This window comes from Microbacterium sp. SSM24 (genome assembly GCF_025989145.1).
Classification (GTDB): domain Bacteria; phylum Actinomycetota; class Actinomycetes; order Actinomycetales; family Microbacteriaceae; genus Microbacterium.
On record NZ_JAPDNQ010000001.1, the window covers coordinates 1,064,892 to 1,082,253 of the forward strand.

Annotated in this window: 19 protein-coding genes and 1 tRNA gene; 3 read left to right on the forward strand and 17 right to left on the reverse strand. The window is 66.7% G+C overall.

What is annotated here, in order from left to right; genetic code table 11:
* Positions 1 to 28: 28 nt before the first annotated feature.
* The 11 genes from OL358_RS04960 to OL358_RS05010 all read right to left on the reverse strand — a co-directional run bounded on the left by OL358_RS04960 (position 29) and on the right by OL358_RS05010 (position 11,189).
* Positions 29 to 1,474, reverse strand: a complete 1,446-nt coding sequence (locus OL358_RS04960; RefSeq protein WP_264708834.1) for an NAD-dependent succinate-semialdehyde dehydrogenase — start codon at positions 1,472 to 1,474, stop codon at positions 29 to 31.
* Positions 1,471 to 2,430, reverse strand: a complete 960-nt coding sequence (locus OL358_RS04965; RefSeq protein WP_264708835.1) for a transketolase family protein — start codon at positions 2,428 to 2,430, stop codon at positions 1,471 to 1,473. The genes OL358_RS04960 and OL358_RS04965 overlap by 4 nt, the downstream gene beginning before the upstream one ends.
* A complete protein-coding gene (locus OL358_RS04970) occupies positions 2,427 to 3,341 on the reverse strand; it encodes a transketolase (protein ID WP_264708836.1) in 915 nt (304 codons plus the stop codon). Before OL358_RS04970 ends, OL358_RS04965 begins: the two co-directional genes overlap by 4 nt.
* A gap of 100 nt (positions 3,342 to 3,441) precedes the next feature.
* A complete protein-coding gene (locus OL358_RS04975; protein WP_264708837.1) occupies positions 3,442 to 4,491 on the reverse strand; it encodes an SDR family oxidoreductase in 1,050 nt (349 codons plus the stop codon).
* Positions 4,488 to 4,829: a NifU family protein gene (locus tag OL358_RS04980; protein WP_264708838.1), complete on the reverse strand. Its 342-nt coding sequence runs from the start codon at positions 4,827 to 4,829 to the stop codon at positions 4,488 to 4,490. The genes OL358_RS04975 and OL358_RS04980 overlap by 4 nt, the downstream gene beginning before the upstream one ends.
* Entirely contained in the window at positions 4,826 to 5,836 is a 1,011-nt protein-coding gene (locus OL358_RS04985) for an amidohydrolase family protein (protein ID WP_264708839.1), read from the reverse strand. Before OL358_RS04985 ends, OL358_RS04980 begins: the two co-directional genes overlap by 4 nt.
* Positions 5,837 to 5,860: 24 nt before the next feature.
* Entirely contained in the window at positions 5,861 to 6,655 is a 795-nt protein-coding gene (locus OL358_RS04990) for an SDR family NAD(P)-dependent oxidoreductase (protein WP_264708840.1), read from the reverse strand.
* A 24-nt stretch (positions 6,656 to 6,679) separates the two neighbouring features.
* On the reverse strand, positions 6,680 to 7,723 hold the full coding sequence (locus OL358_RS04995; protein WP_264708841.1) for an ABC transporter permease: 1,044 nt from the start codon (positions 7,721 to 7,723) through the stop codon (positions 6,680 to 6,682).
* A gap of 32 nt (positions 7,724 to 7,755) precedes the next feature.
* Positions 7,756 to 9,243, reverse strand: a complete 1,488-nt coding sequence (locus OL358_RS05000) for a sugar ABC transporter ATP-binding protein (protein ID WP_264708842.1) — start codon at positions 9,241 to 9,243, stop codon at positions 7,756 to 7,758.
* A 74-nt stretch (positions 9,244 to 9,317) separates the two neighbouring features.
* Positions 9,318 to 10,328, reverse strand: coding sequence for a sugar ABC transporter substrate-binding protein (locus OL358_RS05005; RefSeq protein ID WP_264708843.1), 1,011 nt, complete (start codon positions 10,326 to 10,328; stop codon positions 9,318 to 9,320).
* A gap of 72 nt (positions 10,329 to 10,400) precedes the next feature.
* The gene (locus OL358_RS05010; protein WP_264708844.1) at positions 10,401 to 11,189 is read right to left on the reverse strand and encodes a glucose 1-dehydrogenase; all 789 of its coding nucleotides are present in this window, start codon (positions 11,187 to 11,189) and stop codon (positions 10,401 to 10,403) included.
* Positions 11,190 to 11,418: 229 nt separating this feature from the next.
* On the opposite strand from OL358_RS05010, the gene OL358_RS05015 reads away from it, so the two are divergent.
* Positions 11,419 to 12,198: an IclR family transcriptional regulator gene (locus OL358_RS05015; protein ID WP_264708845.1), complete on the forward strand. Its 780-nt coding sequence runs from the start codon at positions 11,419 to 11,421 to the stop codon at positions 12,196 to 12,198.
* A complete protein-coding gene (locus OL358_RS05020) occupies positions 12,185 to 12,937 on the forward strand; it encodes an IclR family transcriptional regulator (protein WP_264708846.1) in 753 nt (250 codons plus the stop codon). Before OL358_RS05015 ends, OL358_RS05020 begins: the two co-directional genes overlap by 14 nt.
* A gap of 26 nt (positions 12,938 to 12,963) precedes the next feature.
* Here OL358_RS05020 and OL358_RS15845 read toward each other — a convergent pair whose 3' ends face one another.
* The 4 genes from OL358_RS15845 to OL358_RS05035 are packed head-to-tail and all read right to left on the reverse strand — an operon-like array spanning position 12,964 to position 14,794.
* The gene (locus tag OL358_RS15845; protein ID WP_413631338.1) at positions 12,964 to 13,056 is read right to left on the reverse strand and encodes a hypothetical protein; all 93 of its coding nucleotides are present in this window, start codon (positions 13,054 to 13,056) and stop codon (positions 12,964 to 12,966) included.
* A 40-nt stretch (positions 13,057 to 13,096) separates the two neighbouring features.
* Positions 13,097 to 13,534 carry an SDR family NAD(P)-dependent oxidoreductase gene (locus tag OL358_RS05025; RefSeq protein ID WP_264708847.1) on the reverse strand — a complete coding sequence of 146 codons (438 nt, stop codon included), beginning with the start codon at positions 13,532 to 13,534 and terminating at the stop codon, positions 13,097 to 13,099.
* A gap of 2 nt (positions 13,535 to 13,536) precedes the next feature.
* Positions 13,537 to 14,466, reverse strand: a complete 930-nt coding sequence (locus OL358_RS05030) for an NAD-dependent epimerase/dehydratase family protein (protein ID WP_264708848.1) — start codon at positions 14,464 to 14,466, stop codon at positions 13,537 to 13,539.
* A gap of 1 nt (position 14,467) precedes the next feature.
* Positions 14,468 to 14,794: a putative quinol monooxygenase gene (locus OL358_RS05035; protein WP_264708849.1), complete on the reverse strand. Its 327-nt coding sequence runs from the start codon at positions 14,792 to 14,794 to the stop codon at positions 14,468 to 14,470.
* Between the two features lie 118 nt (positions 14,795 to 14,912).
* Between OL358_RS05035 and OL358_RS05040 the strand changes: the two genes are divergently transcribed.
* Entirely contained in the window at positions 14,913 to 15,938 is a 1,026-nt protein-coding gene (locus OL358_RS05040; protein ID WP_264710238.1) for a 6-phosphofructokinase, read from the forward strand.
* Positions 15,939 to 16,238: 300 nt separating this feature from the next.
* Here OL358_RS05040 and OL358_RS05045 read toward each other — a convergent pair.
* Positions 16,239 to 16,329 (reverse strand) — tRNA-Ser (locus OL358_RS05045).
* 73 nt (positions 16,330 to 16,402) lie between these two features.
* Positions 16,403 to 17,236: a class II glutamine amidotransferase gene (locus OL358_RS05050; protein WP_264708850.1), complete on the reverse strand. Its 834-nt coding sequence runs from the start codon at positions 17,234 to 17,236 to the stop codon at positions 16,403 to 16,405.
* Positions 17,237 to 17,362: the final 126 nt, after the last annotated feature.

A 17,362-nucleotide genomic window follows, 5' to 3' on the forward strand; every position in this document is an offset into this window, starting at 1 on the left:
AGAGGTCGCAGCGGTCTGGGGAGACAGCTCAGCTGCCAGGGACGAAGGCGTACTTGGTGTCCAGGTACTCGTGGATGCCCTCGTTGCCGCCCTCTCGGCCGAGGCCGGACTGCTTCGTCCCGCCGAACGGGGCGGCGGGATTGGAGATGGCGCCGGAGTTCACCCCGAGCATGCCCGCGTCGATGGACGCCATCAGCCGATGCCCGCGTGCAAGGTCCGCTGTGTACGCGTACGCGGCGAGCCCGTACTCGGTGCTGTTGGCGAGATCGACCGCTTCAGCTTCGGTTGTGAACTTCGTGATGGACACCACGGGACCGAAGATCTCCTCGCGGTACAGCCGCGAGTCGGTGGGCACGTCGGTGACGATGGTCGGCGGGAAGAACGCCCCGTCTTCCGCGCGCGGGCCCCCGACGATCTCGTACCCACCGGCGGCGACGGCCTCATCGACGAGCCCTCCAATGCGGATCGCGGCGTCACGGTTGATGAGTGGCCCGATGTCCACTCCCGCATCCAGGCCGGGACCGACCCTCAACGCGTGCACGCGCTCGGCGAGCCGCTCCACGAAACGGTCGTGGATGTCTTCCTGCACGAGGAACCGGTTCGCGGCAGTGCACGCCTGACCGACATTGCGGAACTTCGCAATCATCGCCCCATCGACGGCGGCGTCCAGGTCCGCGTCGTCGAACACCAGGAACGGGGCGTTGCCACCGAGCTCCATAGACGTACGCAGGATGTTGTCCGCGGCCTGCTTGAGCAGGGTGCGCCCCACCCCCGTCGAGCCGGTGAAGCTCACCTTGCGCAGCCGAGGGTCCCGCATGAGCGCGTCGGAGACGGCCGCGGAGCGAGTGGAGGGGATCGCGTTGAGGACGCCCTCAGGGAGCCCGGCCTGTTCGAACAGCGACACCAAATAGAGCGTCGTCAGCGGGGTGAGCGCGGCCGGTTTGATCACCGCTGTGCAGCCTGCTGCCAGGGCCGGTCCGATCTTGCGGGTCGCCATTGCCAGCGGGAAGTTCCAGGGAGTGATGAGGTAGCACGGGCCTACCGGTCGGTGGGTGACCAGCATCGCGCCCGTTCCCTCCGGGGTGCTGCCGGTCCGCCCGCCGGCGCGAACGGCTTCTTCCGCGAACCAGCGGAGGAACTCCCCGCCGTAACGGACTTCGGCCGCCGACTCGCTGAGCGGCTTGCCCATCTCGAGGGTGATGAGCCGGGCGATGTCGTCCGCGTGCTCGACGACCAGTTCGAACGTGCGAAGCAGGATCCCGCTGCGCACCCGGGCTGGTGTCTTCGCCCACGCATCTGCTGCCGCAGACGCCGCGTCCAGCGCCCGCAGCGCATCAGCCGGGGTGGCGTCGGCGATCTCGGTGAGGACTCGGTCGAAGGCGGGGTCGTGCACAGGGAAGGTTGTGCCGTCGGCGGAGTCCCGCCACTGCCCGTCGATGAACAGCTGCAATGGCAGGCCAGGGAGCGCACTCATGCTCTGCCTCCCGCGACCAGCGTCACCGGGGAGTTGAGATAGCCACGGACCTGCTCCGCGACACGCTCCGGCGAGAGCCCGTACTTGTCGAGCAGGAAGTCGTTCGGACCGGACTCTGACCACTGATCTTCCAGGCCCAGCCGTGCCACCCGGGGAGCACCCTCCAGTTCGCTGAGGGTTTCGCTGATCAGCCCGCCGAGACCACCGATGGTCGTGTGCTCCTCGATGGTGATGACCAGGCGAGCGCCGTCAACGGCGGCCAGCAAGGAGTGCACGTCCAGCGGCTTGATCGTGGGTACGTGGATGACTCGCACGTGGATGCCCGACTCGCTGAGAATGGCCGCGGCCTCGTTCACCCGTGAGCTCTGCACGCCGGTGGATACCAGCGCCACCACACCACCCGGATGCAACGTGACCACCTCGCCGAGGCGGAATTGGTAGTTCTCGGGAAGGACGGCGGGGACAGCATCCCGGGCAATTCGGACATAGACGGGACCGTCGTGCGCTGACGCCCACCGGGTCATCTCAGCGATCTCCACCTCATCGGCCGGCGCGAGCACGGTCATGTTGGGCATCGCCCGCATGATGGCGAGGTCCTCGATGTCCTGGTGGGTCTTTCCGGAGCTTCCGTTGAGGAGGCCGCTGTAGGAGCCGGCGATCCGGACCGGCGCGTGAGTCTGCGAGACGAGCATGCGGATCGGGTCAAGGGCGCGGTGGGTGAGGAACACCCCGAAGGTGGACAGCCAGGGACGGAACCCGGCGGTGGTCAGTCCGAAGGCGATGCCGACCATGTTCTGCTCGGCGATACCCACTTCCACGAACCGGTCCGGGAACGCCTCGGCGAACTTGTCGGCCTTGGTGGAGTTGGCCAGATCACCGTCGACGACGACGATGCTCGGGTCCTCTGCCCCGATCTCCACCAGGGTGTCGCCCCAGACATCTCGTTGCGCTTTCACAGCACGGCCTCCTCGATTGCCAGTTCACGGCGGGCGATGGCGAGCTGCTCATCCGTGGCCACGCCGTTGTGCCACTTGTAGGTCCCGCGGGTGAAGGACACACCCTGCCCCTTGGCGGTGTGCGCGAGGATGACGGTGGGCCGGTCGGTGGCCGCAGCGTTCTTCTCCGCCGCGCCGTACGCGGTGAGGATGTCGTCGAAGTCGTGCCCGTCGACTTCGAGCACGTTCCAGCCGAACCCGCTGAGGATCGCGCGCAGGTCGACGTGTGCCCACGGTTCGCTGCGGTCGAACCGGTCGCGATTGGGGACGGCGGGCCAGCCGAACTGCTGGAGGCCGTTGAGGTCGATGATGGCGATGAGATTGCTCAGCCCGTAACGGCTGGCGGAGTTGAACGCCTCCCAGACCATGCCTTCCTGAAGCTCCCCGTCGCCGAGCATCACCCAGGTGCGGTAGTCCGCGCGGATCTTCTTCGCACCCAGCGCGATGCCGACACCGGCCGACAGGCCTTGGCCGAGGGAGCCCGTGGACACGTCGATCCCCGGAGTGAGCTTCATGTCGGGGTGCCCCTGCAGACGGGAGTCGCCGTGATCGAAGGTGGCCAGCTCGTCCACAGGGAAATATCCCCGCAGTGCCAGCACACTGTAGAGACCGATGGCGGAGTGGCCCTTGGAGAGCACGAACCGGTCGCGACTCGGGTCCTGGGGGTTCTCCGGGTCGATGCGCAGCTGCTGGAAGTACAGCGCCACCAGAAGATCGGTCATCGACAGCGGTCCGCCGATGTGTCCGGCCTTGCTCTGCGCGACGGTGTTGACGATGTGCCAGCGCACCAGGCGCGACAGCCGCGCTAGCTCCGCGTGCTGTTGCGTCGTGCCGGACGGGGTGTCCAGACCGGGCCAGGCGTCTTCGCTCATGAGAGAATCCTACCTATTTACGGACAGATTGTCCATTTTATGTACGTTTTTTGGGAGCGCAGAACCGCTGGATGCGGCTCAAGCGTTCAGACGGCGGCGGTCAGTTGATGAACCGGTCGTCTCGGAGGGCGGTGAGGTGGTCGATGAAGCTCTGATGAGAGTCGATGCAGTCCGCGAACCCGGCCTGCCGGATCTTGATGGTGCTCTGCACCATGTCGTAGTCCGTCCGCCACCACCCCTGCACGAACGGCCACGACACGAACTGATCGAAGGCAGGCTGGCGAAGTCCGCGCTCGAGGACGAGATCGGCCCAGTCCGCATCCCGCCCGAGCATGTGCGCCTCAAGCTCCATCGGCTGCGGTTCGTCGAAGGGCATGTCGAAGAACTCGGCGATGACCGGCCACAGATGGACCCAACGGAAGTGGTCGCCGTTGGTGACGTTGAAGACTTGGTTGCGGGCTGTCTGCGCGCCGTAGGCCCATTCGACGGCCCGGGCGAGAATGCGGGCATCGGTCGCCTGGTGCAGTGCCCGCCACGCTCCCCACGATCCCGGGAAGCGCAACGGCGCGTTCTCCCGTTTGCTGAGCATCGCGTACGCGGCAACGCCGGAGAGGATGTTCATCGGTGACCGGGCGCCGAAGCCGATGACGCCGTCCGGCCGCAGAATCGTCCACACGGCGTCCCGGCGGGCTGCCCACTCCCAGATCGCGTCCTCCTGGGGGTTGTAGAGGATGGGTCCCAGCAGTCTGCGGTCGGTCTCCTTCGCGGGTGTGCGGTACGGGCCGAGGTGCTCGCCATAGGACTTGCCACCGCCGATGAGCTGGAAGTGCTCGACCTCGGCACCGTCGCGGTCCAATGCGTCCAACAGGTGGACCACCATCTCGGCGTTGAGGGCGGTGGTCTCCGCGTGGGAGGCGCCCTCGACGTACCCGGCGTACACGACATGGGTCACGCCGGCGAGCGCCCCCTCGGCAATCCCGCCAGCGACGGACAGGTCGCCACGGAGGACCTGCTGGTCGGAGGTATCAACACGCCGCGGGCCGCTGCGTGAGAGCGCCGTGACCGCCAGCCCTCGGCTTGCCAGGTGGCGTGCGACGGCGCCACCCGTGACACCGCTCGCGCCCACAACGAGGTACTTGTTCTCACTCATGCGCACACTCCTGCCGGCGGATGCCCGATAGTCGGAAGACCCAGCGGAACCGACCCCGCCCTCACCCCGAGCCGCCGGCGAATGCTGGCGAGGGTCTGCGGTGAGGCATGGATCTGCGGGGCAGTGACCGAACGCACCCCGGGAACGGCTTCGACGTACGTCTGCACCAGCCCCGCGTAAGTGACCGCCATGGACGGGCAGTTCTCGCAAGCGCCGTGGAACTCGATGACGACGTCGCCTTCGTCACTGACAGTCGCGGTCATGTCGCCGGCGTGGCCGCGCAGCCGCGGCCGCACGAACTGCAGCGCCTGCTGCAGTCGCTCCGGATCGACGGTCATGACCCTTCGCCTCCCGTGTACTGCGAGGGGATGTCGTAGCCGAGGGCGCGGGCGAAGTTCAGGCCGAACACCTTCTCCTTGATCTCGCGGGTGAGCTCCGGGTACCCGTACCGGTCCTGCAGCTCCTCGGGCATCTCGAGGTTTGCCCACATGTCGATGTAGGCCTGGATGTCCGGCCAGATGAAGCCCTCGGAGCCGTACGCGAGACGGTCCGGGCCGATGAACAGCAGCGCCTGACCGATGCGGTGCAGCATCGGGTAGGGCTGCAGGAAGTACTGGTTGAACCACAGCGGCAGCATCAGGTGCATGTTCGGGAACCGGCCGACGATGGAGATCGTCTCGTCCACGTACGGGTCGCCCATGTGGTGGATGCCGAAGTTGAGCTCCGGGAAGTCGTACGCCGCCATCTGCAGGTCGTTCGGCTTGAAAGCCTCCACGGGGTGCATGCCCAACGGGTAGCCCTTGTGGAACTGGATCATCTTGATGCCCAGTTCGAGCGCCTTCTCATACAGCGGGTAGGCGATCTCGCGGTCATCGGCAGCCCAGGAGTGGTTGCGGTCCTGGTAGGTGTAGAACTTGAAGCTCTTCGCTCCCCACTCGTGCACCTGCCGTTCCATCTCGCGCAGCGCGAAGTCCACTCCCTGCCAGCTCGGGTCGACGCCGCCGCAGAAGATCAACCGGTCCGGGTTCACGCGGGTGAGGTCGTAGCACAGCTGCGCCGGACCCAGTGAGTCCTTCCACGGTCCGAACAGCGGAACGGTCTGGACCATGGCGATGTCGGTGTCGGAGCGTTCGAACAGCTGCGCGTTGGCCCACTCCGGGTCCACCGGGTCGTAGAAGTCGGGCTTGTCGGTGGGTCCGCCCTTGCTGGCCATCAGCTTGTTGAAAGAGGCCTGGTTCTCCCGGTGCGCCGTGACGTTGCGGCCGTCCGTTCCCGGGGCAACCTGCCGTTCCGTGAAGTCCTGGGTGTGCACGACGCAGTCGAACACGAACATTCCGTCTTTCATCTGTCTCTCCTCTTCACCTGCGAATCACTGAACGAAGTCGCCGTTGGGTTGACCATTCCAAGCCGTCACTCCGCCGTCAACGGGCACGATGGCACCGGTGATGAACGAAGCACCAGGCGACGCGAGGAACACCGTCGCATCGGCGACTTCAGCGGGGTCGGCAATACGGCCCAGCGGAATGAACTTCCCGAACGCGTCCTCGAGCCCCGGGAGCGCCTCAAGGTTCTTCACCAGCAGCGGGGTGCGCACGGGTCCGGGGGCGATGGCGTTCACGCGGACACCGGCTTTGCCGTAGTCGATGGCCATGCTGCGGGTGAAGTTGACGATGGCGCCCTTCGCGGCGTTGTACGCCGCGTAGTTGAAATCCGCACGCACCCCGGACACCGACGCGGTGTTGATGACGTTGCCGCCGGACGCTGTCAGATGCGGCAGGGCGGCCCGGGAGACGTAGAACACTCCGTCTACATCCACCGACATCACCTTCCGCCACAGCTCGTCGGTGGTCGCAGTGACCGAGCCGACCGGGGCGATGCCGGCGTTGTTGACGAGCACATCCAGTCGTCCGAGCTTTCCGGCGACGGCCGAGATGTACGCGTCGGCAGACTGCGAATCCGACACGTCCACAGCCAGCGGCACCAGTCGGCGACTGAGCTCGGAGCCGAGCTCGTTCTGCAATCCTGTGAACAGCTCCGTCTGCAGGTCGCCGGCTGCGACCGTGGCGCCCGCTTCCAGGAAGCGGCGGGTGATGGCGGCGCCGATGCCGGAGGCGGCGCCGGTGACGGCGACGACCTTCCCGTCGAAGAGGTCAGATGCCCACATGGCTCGTCGTTCCTTCCTTCCCGGTCAGTGTGCGGAGCGGCCGCGGGAGCGGATCATCGCGAACAGGCGACCGTCGCTGAGCACCGCGAGGATGATGACCGCGCCGATGACGACCGGCTGCAGGTGAGGGGAGACGTTCAGCAGCGTCAGCCCATTGTTGAGGACGCCGATGATGAGCAGGCCGACAAAGGTTCCCCACATCGACCCGATGCCGCCCGCCAGGCTGGCGCCACCGATGACGACCGCGGCGATGACGCTGAGCAGGTCGCTGGAGTTGCCGGCGCCGGGCTGAGCGGCGTTGAGGCGAGCACCGACGACGAGGCCGGCGACTGCGGCGAGGAATCCGGCAAGCGCGTAGACGCGCAGCTGCATGGCCTTCACTCGGATGCCGGAGAGTCGAGCGACCTCCTCGTTGCTGCCGATGGCGTACAGCGAGCGCCCCGCCGGACGGTAACGGAGCCACAGGCCGGCCACGATGAAGACAGCGAGCATCAGGTAGACCTGCAGGGAGATCCCGGCGAGACGGATCTGCGAGAGTCCCTGGAACCAGTCGGGCAGGCCGAGGATGGGCGTGCCGTTGGTGAGGTACAGCGACAGGCCGGTCGCAGCGAACATGGTGGCCAGCGTTGCGATGAACGGCTGGATGTTGCCGAATGCGATGAGCACACCGTTGAGCAGTCCGATGCCAGCGCCGACGGCAAGACCGACGATGATGGACAGCCAGAACGGCCAGCCGAGGTTCTGGTAGGTGACAGCGACCACCATGAAGCTGAATCCGAGGACAGCAGCCACGGACAGGTCGATGCCGCCGAGGATGATGACCAGCGTCGCCCCCGCCGCCATGATGCCGATGTAGGACACCTGCACCATGATGTTGACGAGGTTGTTCGGGGTGAGGAACACCGGCGACAGCAACGACATCACGATAATGAGCAGGATCAGTCCGATGAGCGGTCCCGAGAGGATCTTCAGACGGTTCTTGACCTGGGCGACACGAATCGCTGAGGTGGTTGCCAGGCTTGCGGTAGTGGGCTTGGTGGCCGCAGTATCCGTGACTGGGGTGGACATGAGTTCTCCTTGAGGAATGTTGTTGAGGCGGGTCACGACACTGACAGCTGCATGACGCGCTCAGGGGTTGCTTCTTCGCGTGACAGCACCGCCCGCTGGCGCCCTCCGGCCACCACCATCACGCGGTGGGACAGCATCAGGACTTCCTCCAGTTCGGAGGAGACGACGATGACGGCCACGCCCTGGGAGGCGAGGTCGCGGATGATCTCGTAGATCGCTTCCTTGGCGCCGACGTCTACACCGCGGGTGGGTTCGTCCAGGATGAGGACCTTCGGGGTGCGGACCAGCCACTTCGCTAGCAGCACCTTCTGCTGGTTGCCGCCGGAGAGCAGCCCGACGGGCTTGTCGAGGTTGCCGCGGATGTCGAGTTCCTTCGTCATCCGCTTCTTGAGCCGGTTGAGGAACCGGACGGTGACAAACCCGCGGGGAACCAGCCGGGACTCCCACGGCAGGGCCATGTTCTCCGCACTGGTGCGGTTGAGGTTCAGGCCCTGGGTTTTGCGGTCCTCCGGCACCATGTAGATGCCCGCAGCCACCGCGTCGGGCACGGAACGGATCTTCACCAGGCGGCCGTCGACGGTCACCTTCCCCGACATGGATCGGTCGGCGCCCGCGAGGGATCGGACGATCTCGGTCCGTCCTGCGCCGACCAGGCCCGACATCCCGAAGATCTCGCCGCGACGCAGCTCGAAGGAGATGTTCTCGAAGCGGTCGGAGCAGAGTGCGTCGACGGTGGCGACCACCTCGTCGTCGTGGTCCGGCGGGGGAACGTCGCGCTGCGAGAGCTCACGGCCGACCATGGCGCGGATCATGCCGTTGCGGTCGATGTCCTTCGCGGGCCACTCGCCGACTTTGTGGCCGTCGCGCAGGCAGAACACCCGGTCGGCGATGGCGGAGATCTCGTCGAGGCGGTGGCTGATGTAGACCACGCCGGTGCCGCGGGAGCGGAGCACTTCGATCTGCTCGAGGACACGCTTCGTCTCGTCCTGACCGAGGGAGGCGGACGGCTCGTCGAAGATGACGAACGAGGGCTGGCGCAGGATGGCGCGCGCGATTTCGATCTCCTGCTGCGTCGCGGTGGACAGCCCGGCGACAGGCCTGCGCGGGTCGAGGGTCACGCCCAGGTCCTTGAGGACGGCGCGGGCCCCGGCGACCATCTGCCGTGTCGCCACCCGGCCACCGCGGGTGGGCAGGCGTCCCAGGAACATGTTCTCGGCGACCGACAGCTCAGGGATCATCTTGATCTCCTGGTGGATGATGGCCACCCCGGAGTTCAGTGCTTCGAGCGGACCAGCTGGCGCGTACGGCTCACCGTCGATGGTCATCGACCCGCCGTCGGGCCGCTTGATGCCCGCGATGATGGAGCTGAGCGTGGACTTGCCGGCGCCGTTCTCTCCAATCAGTCCGACAACGGAGCCTGCCTCAATCGAGAAGTCGATGCCGTGCAGGACTGTGTTGTCGCCGTACCGCTTGGTGATGCCGGTTGCTGTGAGAACTCGTTTGTTCGTCGGTTCGCTCATGAGTTTCTACTCCTCTGGCTTGCCGTCCCCGGCAGGAGACCCGGAGCCGGCAAGCCATTGATGGGATGGGGGCGTCAGCCCTGTGAGCCGAAGTACTTCGCAGCTCGTGCTTCCTCGAGGTTGTCCTTCGTGACCAGGATCGACTCCTGGATCTGGTCCTTCGGGATCTCCGACTCCTCGCCGTTCATCGCCTTGATGGCGTTCTGCACGGCGAGCTGGCCCTCGAGGTACGGCTGCTGGCTGATGGTCGCGGAGATCTGCCCTTTCTCAATGGCGTCGTAGGCGGCCGGGAACCCGTCGATGGTGACGATGGCCAGTCCGCTGCGACCGGCGGTCTCAGCGGCGCTGGCAACACCGAGGGCCATGTCGTCGTTCTGGGCGAACACGCCCTGCAAGTCTTCGTTGGCGGTGAGGACGTTAGCGAACACGCTGACCGCCTTGTTCTGATCCCAGTCGGCGCTGGTGGTGCTGACGACGTTGAGGTCGGGGTTCGCGTCCAGCGAGGTCTGGCAGCCCTCGGTGCGCTGCATCTGCGTGGACGAGGCCGGGATGCCCTCGACGAGGGCGATGTTGCCCTCTCCGCCGAGGAGTTCGGCGAGGTAGCCACACGCCTGCTCACCCATCGCCACGTTGTCGCTTCCGATGAACGTCACGTAGTCGCCGCCGGCAGGCAGCTGGTCCACCGCGATGACGGGGATGTTGGCGGTGTTCGCCTGGCCGACCGACGCTCCGCCGGATGCTGCGTCCAGCTGGATGAAGATGAGCGAGCCGACGCCCTGGCTGACCAGGTTCTGGACCTGGTTGACCTGTGTCGAGCTGTTGCCCTGAGCGTTCAGGATGACCAGCTCATAGCCCTGCTTCTCCGCCTCGTCTTCCATGCCTTCCTGCACGGCGGCGTAGAACTGGTTGACGAAGGACATCGACACCCCGATGGTCTTCTTCTCGCCGTCGCCGCTGTCGCCACCGTTGCCAGCGTCTGCGTTGCCGCTGGAGCATCCGGCGAGCATCAGCGCCGTTGCCGTTACGAGTGCGCCGACAGCCGCGGCGGCCGCGCGACGCCGCTTGGTTGTGATCTGAATCGACATCGACTCTCTACCTTCCTTGGTAAGGGACCTCACCGTAGTGGTGAGCTTGTGCGGACGCGTGGCGCGTCCAAATCAGAGGAGTGTGAACCCGCCGTCCACGACGAGGTCCACACCGGTGCAGTAGGAGCCCGCGCCTGAGAGGAGGAAGACGGCGGGGCCTACCATCTCCTCCGGCTCAGCGAAACGCTCCAGCGGAATCTGGCGGCTGATGTCGGCGCGCATCGAGGCAACCTCTTCGCGCGCGTTCATCGGCGTGAGTGTGAACCCGGGGGCGAGCGAGTTCACGCGGATGGCGTGGGGTGCCCACTCGGTGGCCAATGACCGGGTGAGGTGAGCCACGGCGGCCTTGGCGCTGTTGTAGTGGGCCTGGAGCATCTCCCGGTGGGAGACGAGTCCGCTGATGGAGGCGAGGTTCAGGATCGAACCGCGTCCCGTGCGGATCATCGCGCGGGCCTCCGCCTGACAGCTGCGGAAGAGCCCGGTGACGTTGATGCGGTACATCCGCTCGAACTGATCGGTCGTCAGCTCGAGCGCCGGGACCGCGTCGGCGATGCCGGCGGCGTTCACCGCGAGCGAGAGACCACCGAGGGTGGCCTCGACAGCTGCCACAGCGTCGGTCATGCCGTCTTCGCTGGTGACATCCGTTTCGATGGCGACCGCTTCGCCGCCGGCAGCGCGGATCGCCACAGCCGTCTGCTCTGCGCCCTCGGCAGACGCGTCGGCGATGCCCACGCGGGCACCGCACTCGGCGAGTCCCAGGGCGATGGCGCGTCCGATCCCGGAGCCACCGCCGGTGACGATGGCGACCTCGCCCGTCAGCGAGAATACGGACCTCCCTGCGGCCGGCGGCGTCTCAGGCACCATCGCGTTCTCGCTTCCTTGCGACGCGTAAAGTGCCCGAGTGGAAGAGCCGCTGTACGCATAACGGGTATTTGACTCGCCAATATACGCCCAGCGCTTCGTTCTTGTCTAGTTCTACGGACAAGATGTTCGCAAAATGCGATTAGACCGTTTCATCTAGTGGCTAGCAAGTGTCTGCCACCTTCTGTAGAGTCTGTCCAGAAAACGGGAGGATGCAGTGATGCAGCCAATGACAGACGCCGACGGCTCGGGAATGAGCGCGGTAACAAAGGCGACCCGTGTCCTCGAGTGCCTGGCGGAGGCCGGTGAGCTCACCGCAGCGGAGCTTGCAGCGAACCTCGGCGAGCCCATCACCACGGTGTATCGGATGCTCGGAAACCTCGAATCCATCGGCTGGGTCGAGCGAGGCGAACGCAAGGGGGCGCCCGTGCGGCTGGGGATCGATCTGGTCGCGCTCGGTCACGCCGTTGAGACTTCGCTCGACCTGCGAGCAGCCGCGCGGCTGTCACTGGCGCGGCTCGCCGAGGAGACAGCGGAGACGGCCTATCTCTGCGTGCCGGACGGGCAGCGCGGCGTGTGCATCGAGCGGGTGGACGGCAAGTACACCCGCACCGCAGAACTGACAATCGGCGGCTCCCTGCCACTGCACCAGGGCGCGGGCCCGAAAGCGATCCTGGCGTTCTCGCCCGCGGACGTTCGCGACAACTATCTGCGCGCGTTGCGCGGGTCGCAGTCCAACCCCATCACCGAGCCCGAGGCGGTCAAGCTCGAACGGGAGTTGGACGCCATCCGGGAAGCCGGCGCCGTGCAGTCCGACGGGGACATCACCCCAGGGGTGTTCAGTGTCGCTGCGCCTGTCGTGGACCACCGTGGCCAGGTGATCGCCTCCATCACCCTCAGCGCGCTCAACGCGAGAGACGACGCGCGCCATCGAGAGTTCGTTCAACTGGTGCGCCGGGAGGCCGCGGCCATTTCGACCACGCTGGGACATCACGATGCCGACCACTGACAAGCCGAGCCGCGTACTCACCTCACTTCGCACCGCAGTGGAGACTCTCGCCCGATCCGGCCCGCTCACCGCCCCGGAGCTGGCCAAAGAGATCGGCATCCCCCGTCCGAGCGCGTACCGGCTGATGGGTGCGCTCATCCAGGACGGGTTGGCGACGCAACAGCCCGACGGGGCGGTATCCCTGAGCACGAAGTGGTTGCACTTCGGCGACCAGGCACTGGCCACCGCGACGCCGTGGTTTCACCATGAAGAGCTGCTCCGCTCGCTGCGGGACAGTTCCCGCCTCACCGTCTACCTGAGCGTGCCGCGTCCGCAGCGCACCGTCTGCGTGCGGCGTCTGCACGGTCAAGGCGTCCAGGTCCTCGTCCTCCACCCCGGCGGCAGCCTGCCGTTGCACCTGGGTGGCGTAGGCCGCATCACGCTGGCCTTCGGGGACGAGGAACCGGAAGAGTACCTGGCCGCCCACCACCCCGAACGCTTCACTCCGCGCTCACTCGAGACCCGGAAGGCCATCCTGGACGATGTCGCCCTCAGCCGGGAGCGTCACTACTGCATCTCCGACGAGGACGTCACCGTCGGAGTCGGCGCCGTGGCCGCGCCCGTGCTGACTCCCGATGGCCAGTTCCTCGCGGCGCTGTCCATCGCCGGCCGCCGCGATGACATCGTGGGCCGCGAGAAGGACCTGGCCCGGCAGGTGCAGACGACCGCGGCGAAGATCGGTGATACCGCCGAGGTCTGAATCATGGCTCGGCGGCCCACCGACAGTTAGGGGAGGATCGCGTCCACGTAACCGCCGTCGACGCGCAACGCGCCTCCCGTGGTCGCAGACGACAGCTCCGAGCTGAGATAGACGACCATGTTCGCCACCTCCTCCGGCCGGATGAGCCGCTGGGGATGGCTACCGCGGCATCACTGGCGATAAACAGCACCGTCCCCACTTGCGTCCGAGCATCCCGGGGAGTGCCCGCCTGGTCAGACGGACCCCCGTGAGGACATTGGCGTCGTAGTGCTCCGCCCACACGTTCTCGGGCGTGCTGAGAACATTGCCGGACTGGTAGATGCCGATGTTGTTGACCAGGATGTCCACCCCCGGGAACTGGTCGAGAGCAGACTGGGCGCCGTCATCGGTGCCCACATCGGGGACGACGCCCACGAACGTGCCGTCGGCGACCTCGCCCCGGAGGCCGGTCACCGCCGTCGCGACCGACGCCTGGGAGCGGCCGCTGACGCCGACGACAGCCCCGGCTTGGGCAAGCCGGACGGCCATGGCGTAGCCGAGACCGCGGGTGTCTCCTGTGACCAGGGCGCGCTTGCCGCTCAGGTCGAGGCTGATCACCGTCAGTGCTTCGCGACGTGGTCGTGTGGGTCGCCCTTGCTGGCCCAGATCCGCTTGTACGAGCCGTGGACAAGGTCCTCCAGCAGGGTCGGCCCCACAGGATTCCAGCCAAGCTCGGTGCGCGCAAGCGTGGAATCCACGCGGCTGTTGCTGGCCAGGGCGACATCGACCCACCGCGCACCGAGGGTCTCGCGGGCGGTGTCCAGCGACACGCTCACCCCGGCACCCTGTCCCAGCACCTGCGCGATGCCGTCGGCGATCTCACGCAGCTCGCACTCGCCGGACGCGATGTTGTAGACCGAACCGGCCGGCGCCTTCTCCAGCGCCAGCAGGTACAGCTCGGCGAGGTCGTAGAGGTACACGTTCCCCCACCGGTTCTCGCCGGTCTCGGCGAAGATGGACCGGCCGGAGCTGAGCGCTTGGCGCAGCAGCAGCGGGAGCTGCTCTGAGGCGCCGTCGCCGTAGACCATCGCGGGGCGGATGACGACGGTGCGCACACCATCGTTCTTGGCGGCGAGCACCAGTTCATCCGAGCGGTACCGGGCAGCGACGACCTCTGCGGGGGTGAACTCGTCGTCCTCGCGGTAGACGACCTCCGAGGCAACGCCTCCGGCGAGATCGGTGTACACGCCGGTGCCGCTGGTGCGGACGAAGGTGCGGTCGGTGCCGGCGAGTGCCGCGATGAACGCCGCCGTGGACGGGGCGTGGTCTGCGGTGGCCGTGTCCACGATGGCGTCGTAGCCGGACAGGTCCAGGCTCGCGACGTCGTCGAGGCCGCCGATGACCGGGGTGATGCCCTGCGCGGTGACCGACTTCGCGGCTGCGTCGGAGCGGACCAGCCCGGAGACACGGTGACCAGCCCGCAACAGTCGCTGCGCGATGGCCTGCCCCAGATAGCCGGATGCGCCGGTGATGAAGATGTGCTTGGTCATGTCAGTGTTCCTTGTTGATGAGTGGCTCTTTGGCCTGAGCCGAGGTCTGCGAGAACTGGTCGACGGCGACCACGTCGACGCCGAGCGCCTCAAGGTCTGCAAGCAGCGTCGCCACCGCCGGAGAATCATCGTGCTGCCGCACCGCGTCCGGATCAGCGAACAGCTCCACCACGGTTCGTTCTCCAGGGCCGTCGGAGTCGTAGACGTCCCAGTGCAGGGTTCCCGCCTCGGCATGGAACGCCTCACGCGCACGGTGCAGAACCCGGTCTAGCGCGTGGGCGTTATCTACCTCGACGCGCAGTCTCACCACTTTCGCGATTGGCACCATCGCTCCACTTCACGGTCGTCGGGGGCACAATCAGTCCCTAGATGCGGATCTTCCGGACCCAGGTCCACCACGCTACACTATTTTCGGACACAACGTCCATTTTATGGTTGGAGCAATGATGCCTCGGTTTGGGATTCTCACGAGTGGCGGGGACTGCCCGGGCCTCAACGCCGTCATTCGCAGCGCGTATATCCGTGTCACCCGCGAGTACGGCGGCAGTCTCGTAGGCTTCCGAAACGGATGGCGCGGCGTGCTGGACAACGACGTTGTTGAAGTCACCGAAGACATGACGCGCGGCGTCGCCGGGCAGGGGGGCACGATCCTCGGCACCTCACGCACGAACCCGACCGAGGGCGAGGATGCGCTCGAGCGTGTCTGGCATGCGATTGAGGCGAACGATTTGGACGGGGTCATCGCCATCGGCGGTGAGGGCTCGCTCAGCGCCGCTCATGCGCTCAGCTGCGCCGGCATCAAGGTGGTCGGCGTTCCGAAGACGATCGACAACGACCTCAATGGCACCGACTACAGCTTCGGCTTCGACACGGCCGTGCAGATCGCCACGGATGCCATGGACAGGCTGCTGACCACGGGCGCGTCCCACGGACGCTGCATGATCGCGGAGGTGATGGGACGAAACTCCGGATGGATCGCATTGCACTCCGGCATCGCTACCGGCGCCCACGCCGTGCTCATCCCGGAGCATCCGGTGTCGCTGGACCAGGTCGTCGAGTGGGTGGAGTCCGCCAGGGACCGAAACCAGCCACCTCTCGTGGTGGTAGCCGAGGGCTTCCCGCTCGACGACGGCGAGGTGTACAACCCACGTGGCGCGGAAGCATCCGGACGGCCACGGCTAGGTGGCATCGGCGAGCGGCTCGCACCACTGGTCGAGGCGCGCACAGGTATCGAGACCCGCGCCACCACCCTGGGCCACATTCAGCGCGGCGGGACACCCACCGCATACGACAGGGTCCTCGCCGCCCGGTTCGGGGCGGCTGCCGTCGACGCTGCCGCGTCCGCGCAGTGGGGCCAGATGGTTGCACTGGCGGGCGAGCAGATCGTCCGCGCAGATCTTGTCGATGCCATCGGGTCTGTCAAGCGCATCACGGCCGAACGGTACGGGCGAGCGGCAGTCTGTTTCGGTTAGTCCGGGACTTCGCTCAATCCAACCAGTCGCTGCCAACTGACGTCATCCTCGAATACGACGAAGGCGACAACGCGCAGCGCAATGCCGGAACGATCCGCCTCGCCTGTTCGGCTGCAGCTGACTCCGGCGGCGCGGCACCTAGGATGGTGCTCCAACCCACGGTAAGTCGCGGCCGATTTCCGCGAGAGTGCGAGCCTCGAAACGACCAAGCGGGAACAGAACGGGACAGAAGTGTTCCCGTTTCTGGCCCGAAACACCGATCAGCGCCACTCGCGAGTAGCGCTGATCAGGTATTTAACGTGGCGGTGACGGTGGGATTTGAACCCACGGTAGGGGGTTACCCTACACAACTTTTCGAGAGTTGCACCTTCGGCCGCTCGGACACGTCACCGCCGAAGAGTTTACGTCACGCCGGTCGAACCCGCCAATCGAGCGGACACCCGGCGGCCGCGGCCCGGGCCGCATCACGCCGGCAGGAACTCCCGGTGGTGGTACCCGTCCGGATCGAGCACGGCGACCGTCGATTCGGGCACCTCGAGGAACACGCCCGGCAGGTCGTTGAGGGGCTCCGACACGACGACCTGCGCCCGGTCTCCGAAGGAGTCGAGGCGCGCGGCATCCGGATACATCTTCCGCAGCGTCGGCACGTCGGCCGAGTGGAACAGCGTGCGCGATCGGCCCTGCGTCGAGTACCGGATCGCCCACACGGTCGCCCCGTCGGTGACCGCGACGGTCCCCTGCATCGGGAACTGCACCCCCGCCGCGTGCCCGGCCTCTTCGACCCGGCGGATCGCCGCACCGACCGCGGCCACCGGATCGTCCATGAGCCCGTAGGTGAGCGCGAGGTGGAACAGCACCTCGGAGTCCGTCGTCCCCTGGATCGACGGGTACAGCTCCGGGTCCACGTCGAGCACCAGGTCCCGCTTGTACGACGAGAATCCCGAGATCGACCCGTTGTGCATGAAGAGCCAGCGGTCGTGGCGGAACGGATGGCAGTTGGTCTGCTGGATCGGCGGCCCCGCCGCCGCCCGCACGTGCGTGAAGAACAGCGGCGTGCGCACCGCGCGACTGAGCTCGCGCAGGTTCTGGTCGTGCCACGCGGGTTCGATCGACCGGAACACCGCCGGCTCGACGCCGGGCGCGGCATCCGGATACCACCCCAGACCGAAGCCGTCCCCGTTGACCGTCTCGGCACCCAGCGGCGAGTTCAGCGACATCGCCACGACCGAGTGCTGCGGATCGAGAATGAGGGTCGACGGCTGCAGCGCCTCGCCCGTGTACGCCAGCCATCGGCACATGGTCCGTCCTTCCGCAGCGGTCGCGACTGCCGTCATCGTAGGGCTGCGCCTGCGGCGAGCGCATGGCCCCTTCGGGGTGATTGTCACGGTCGGATGCCTGGCCCGAGGCATCCGCTCACTGCAAGA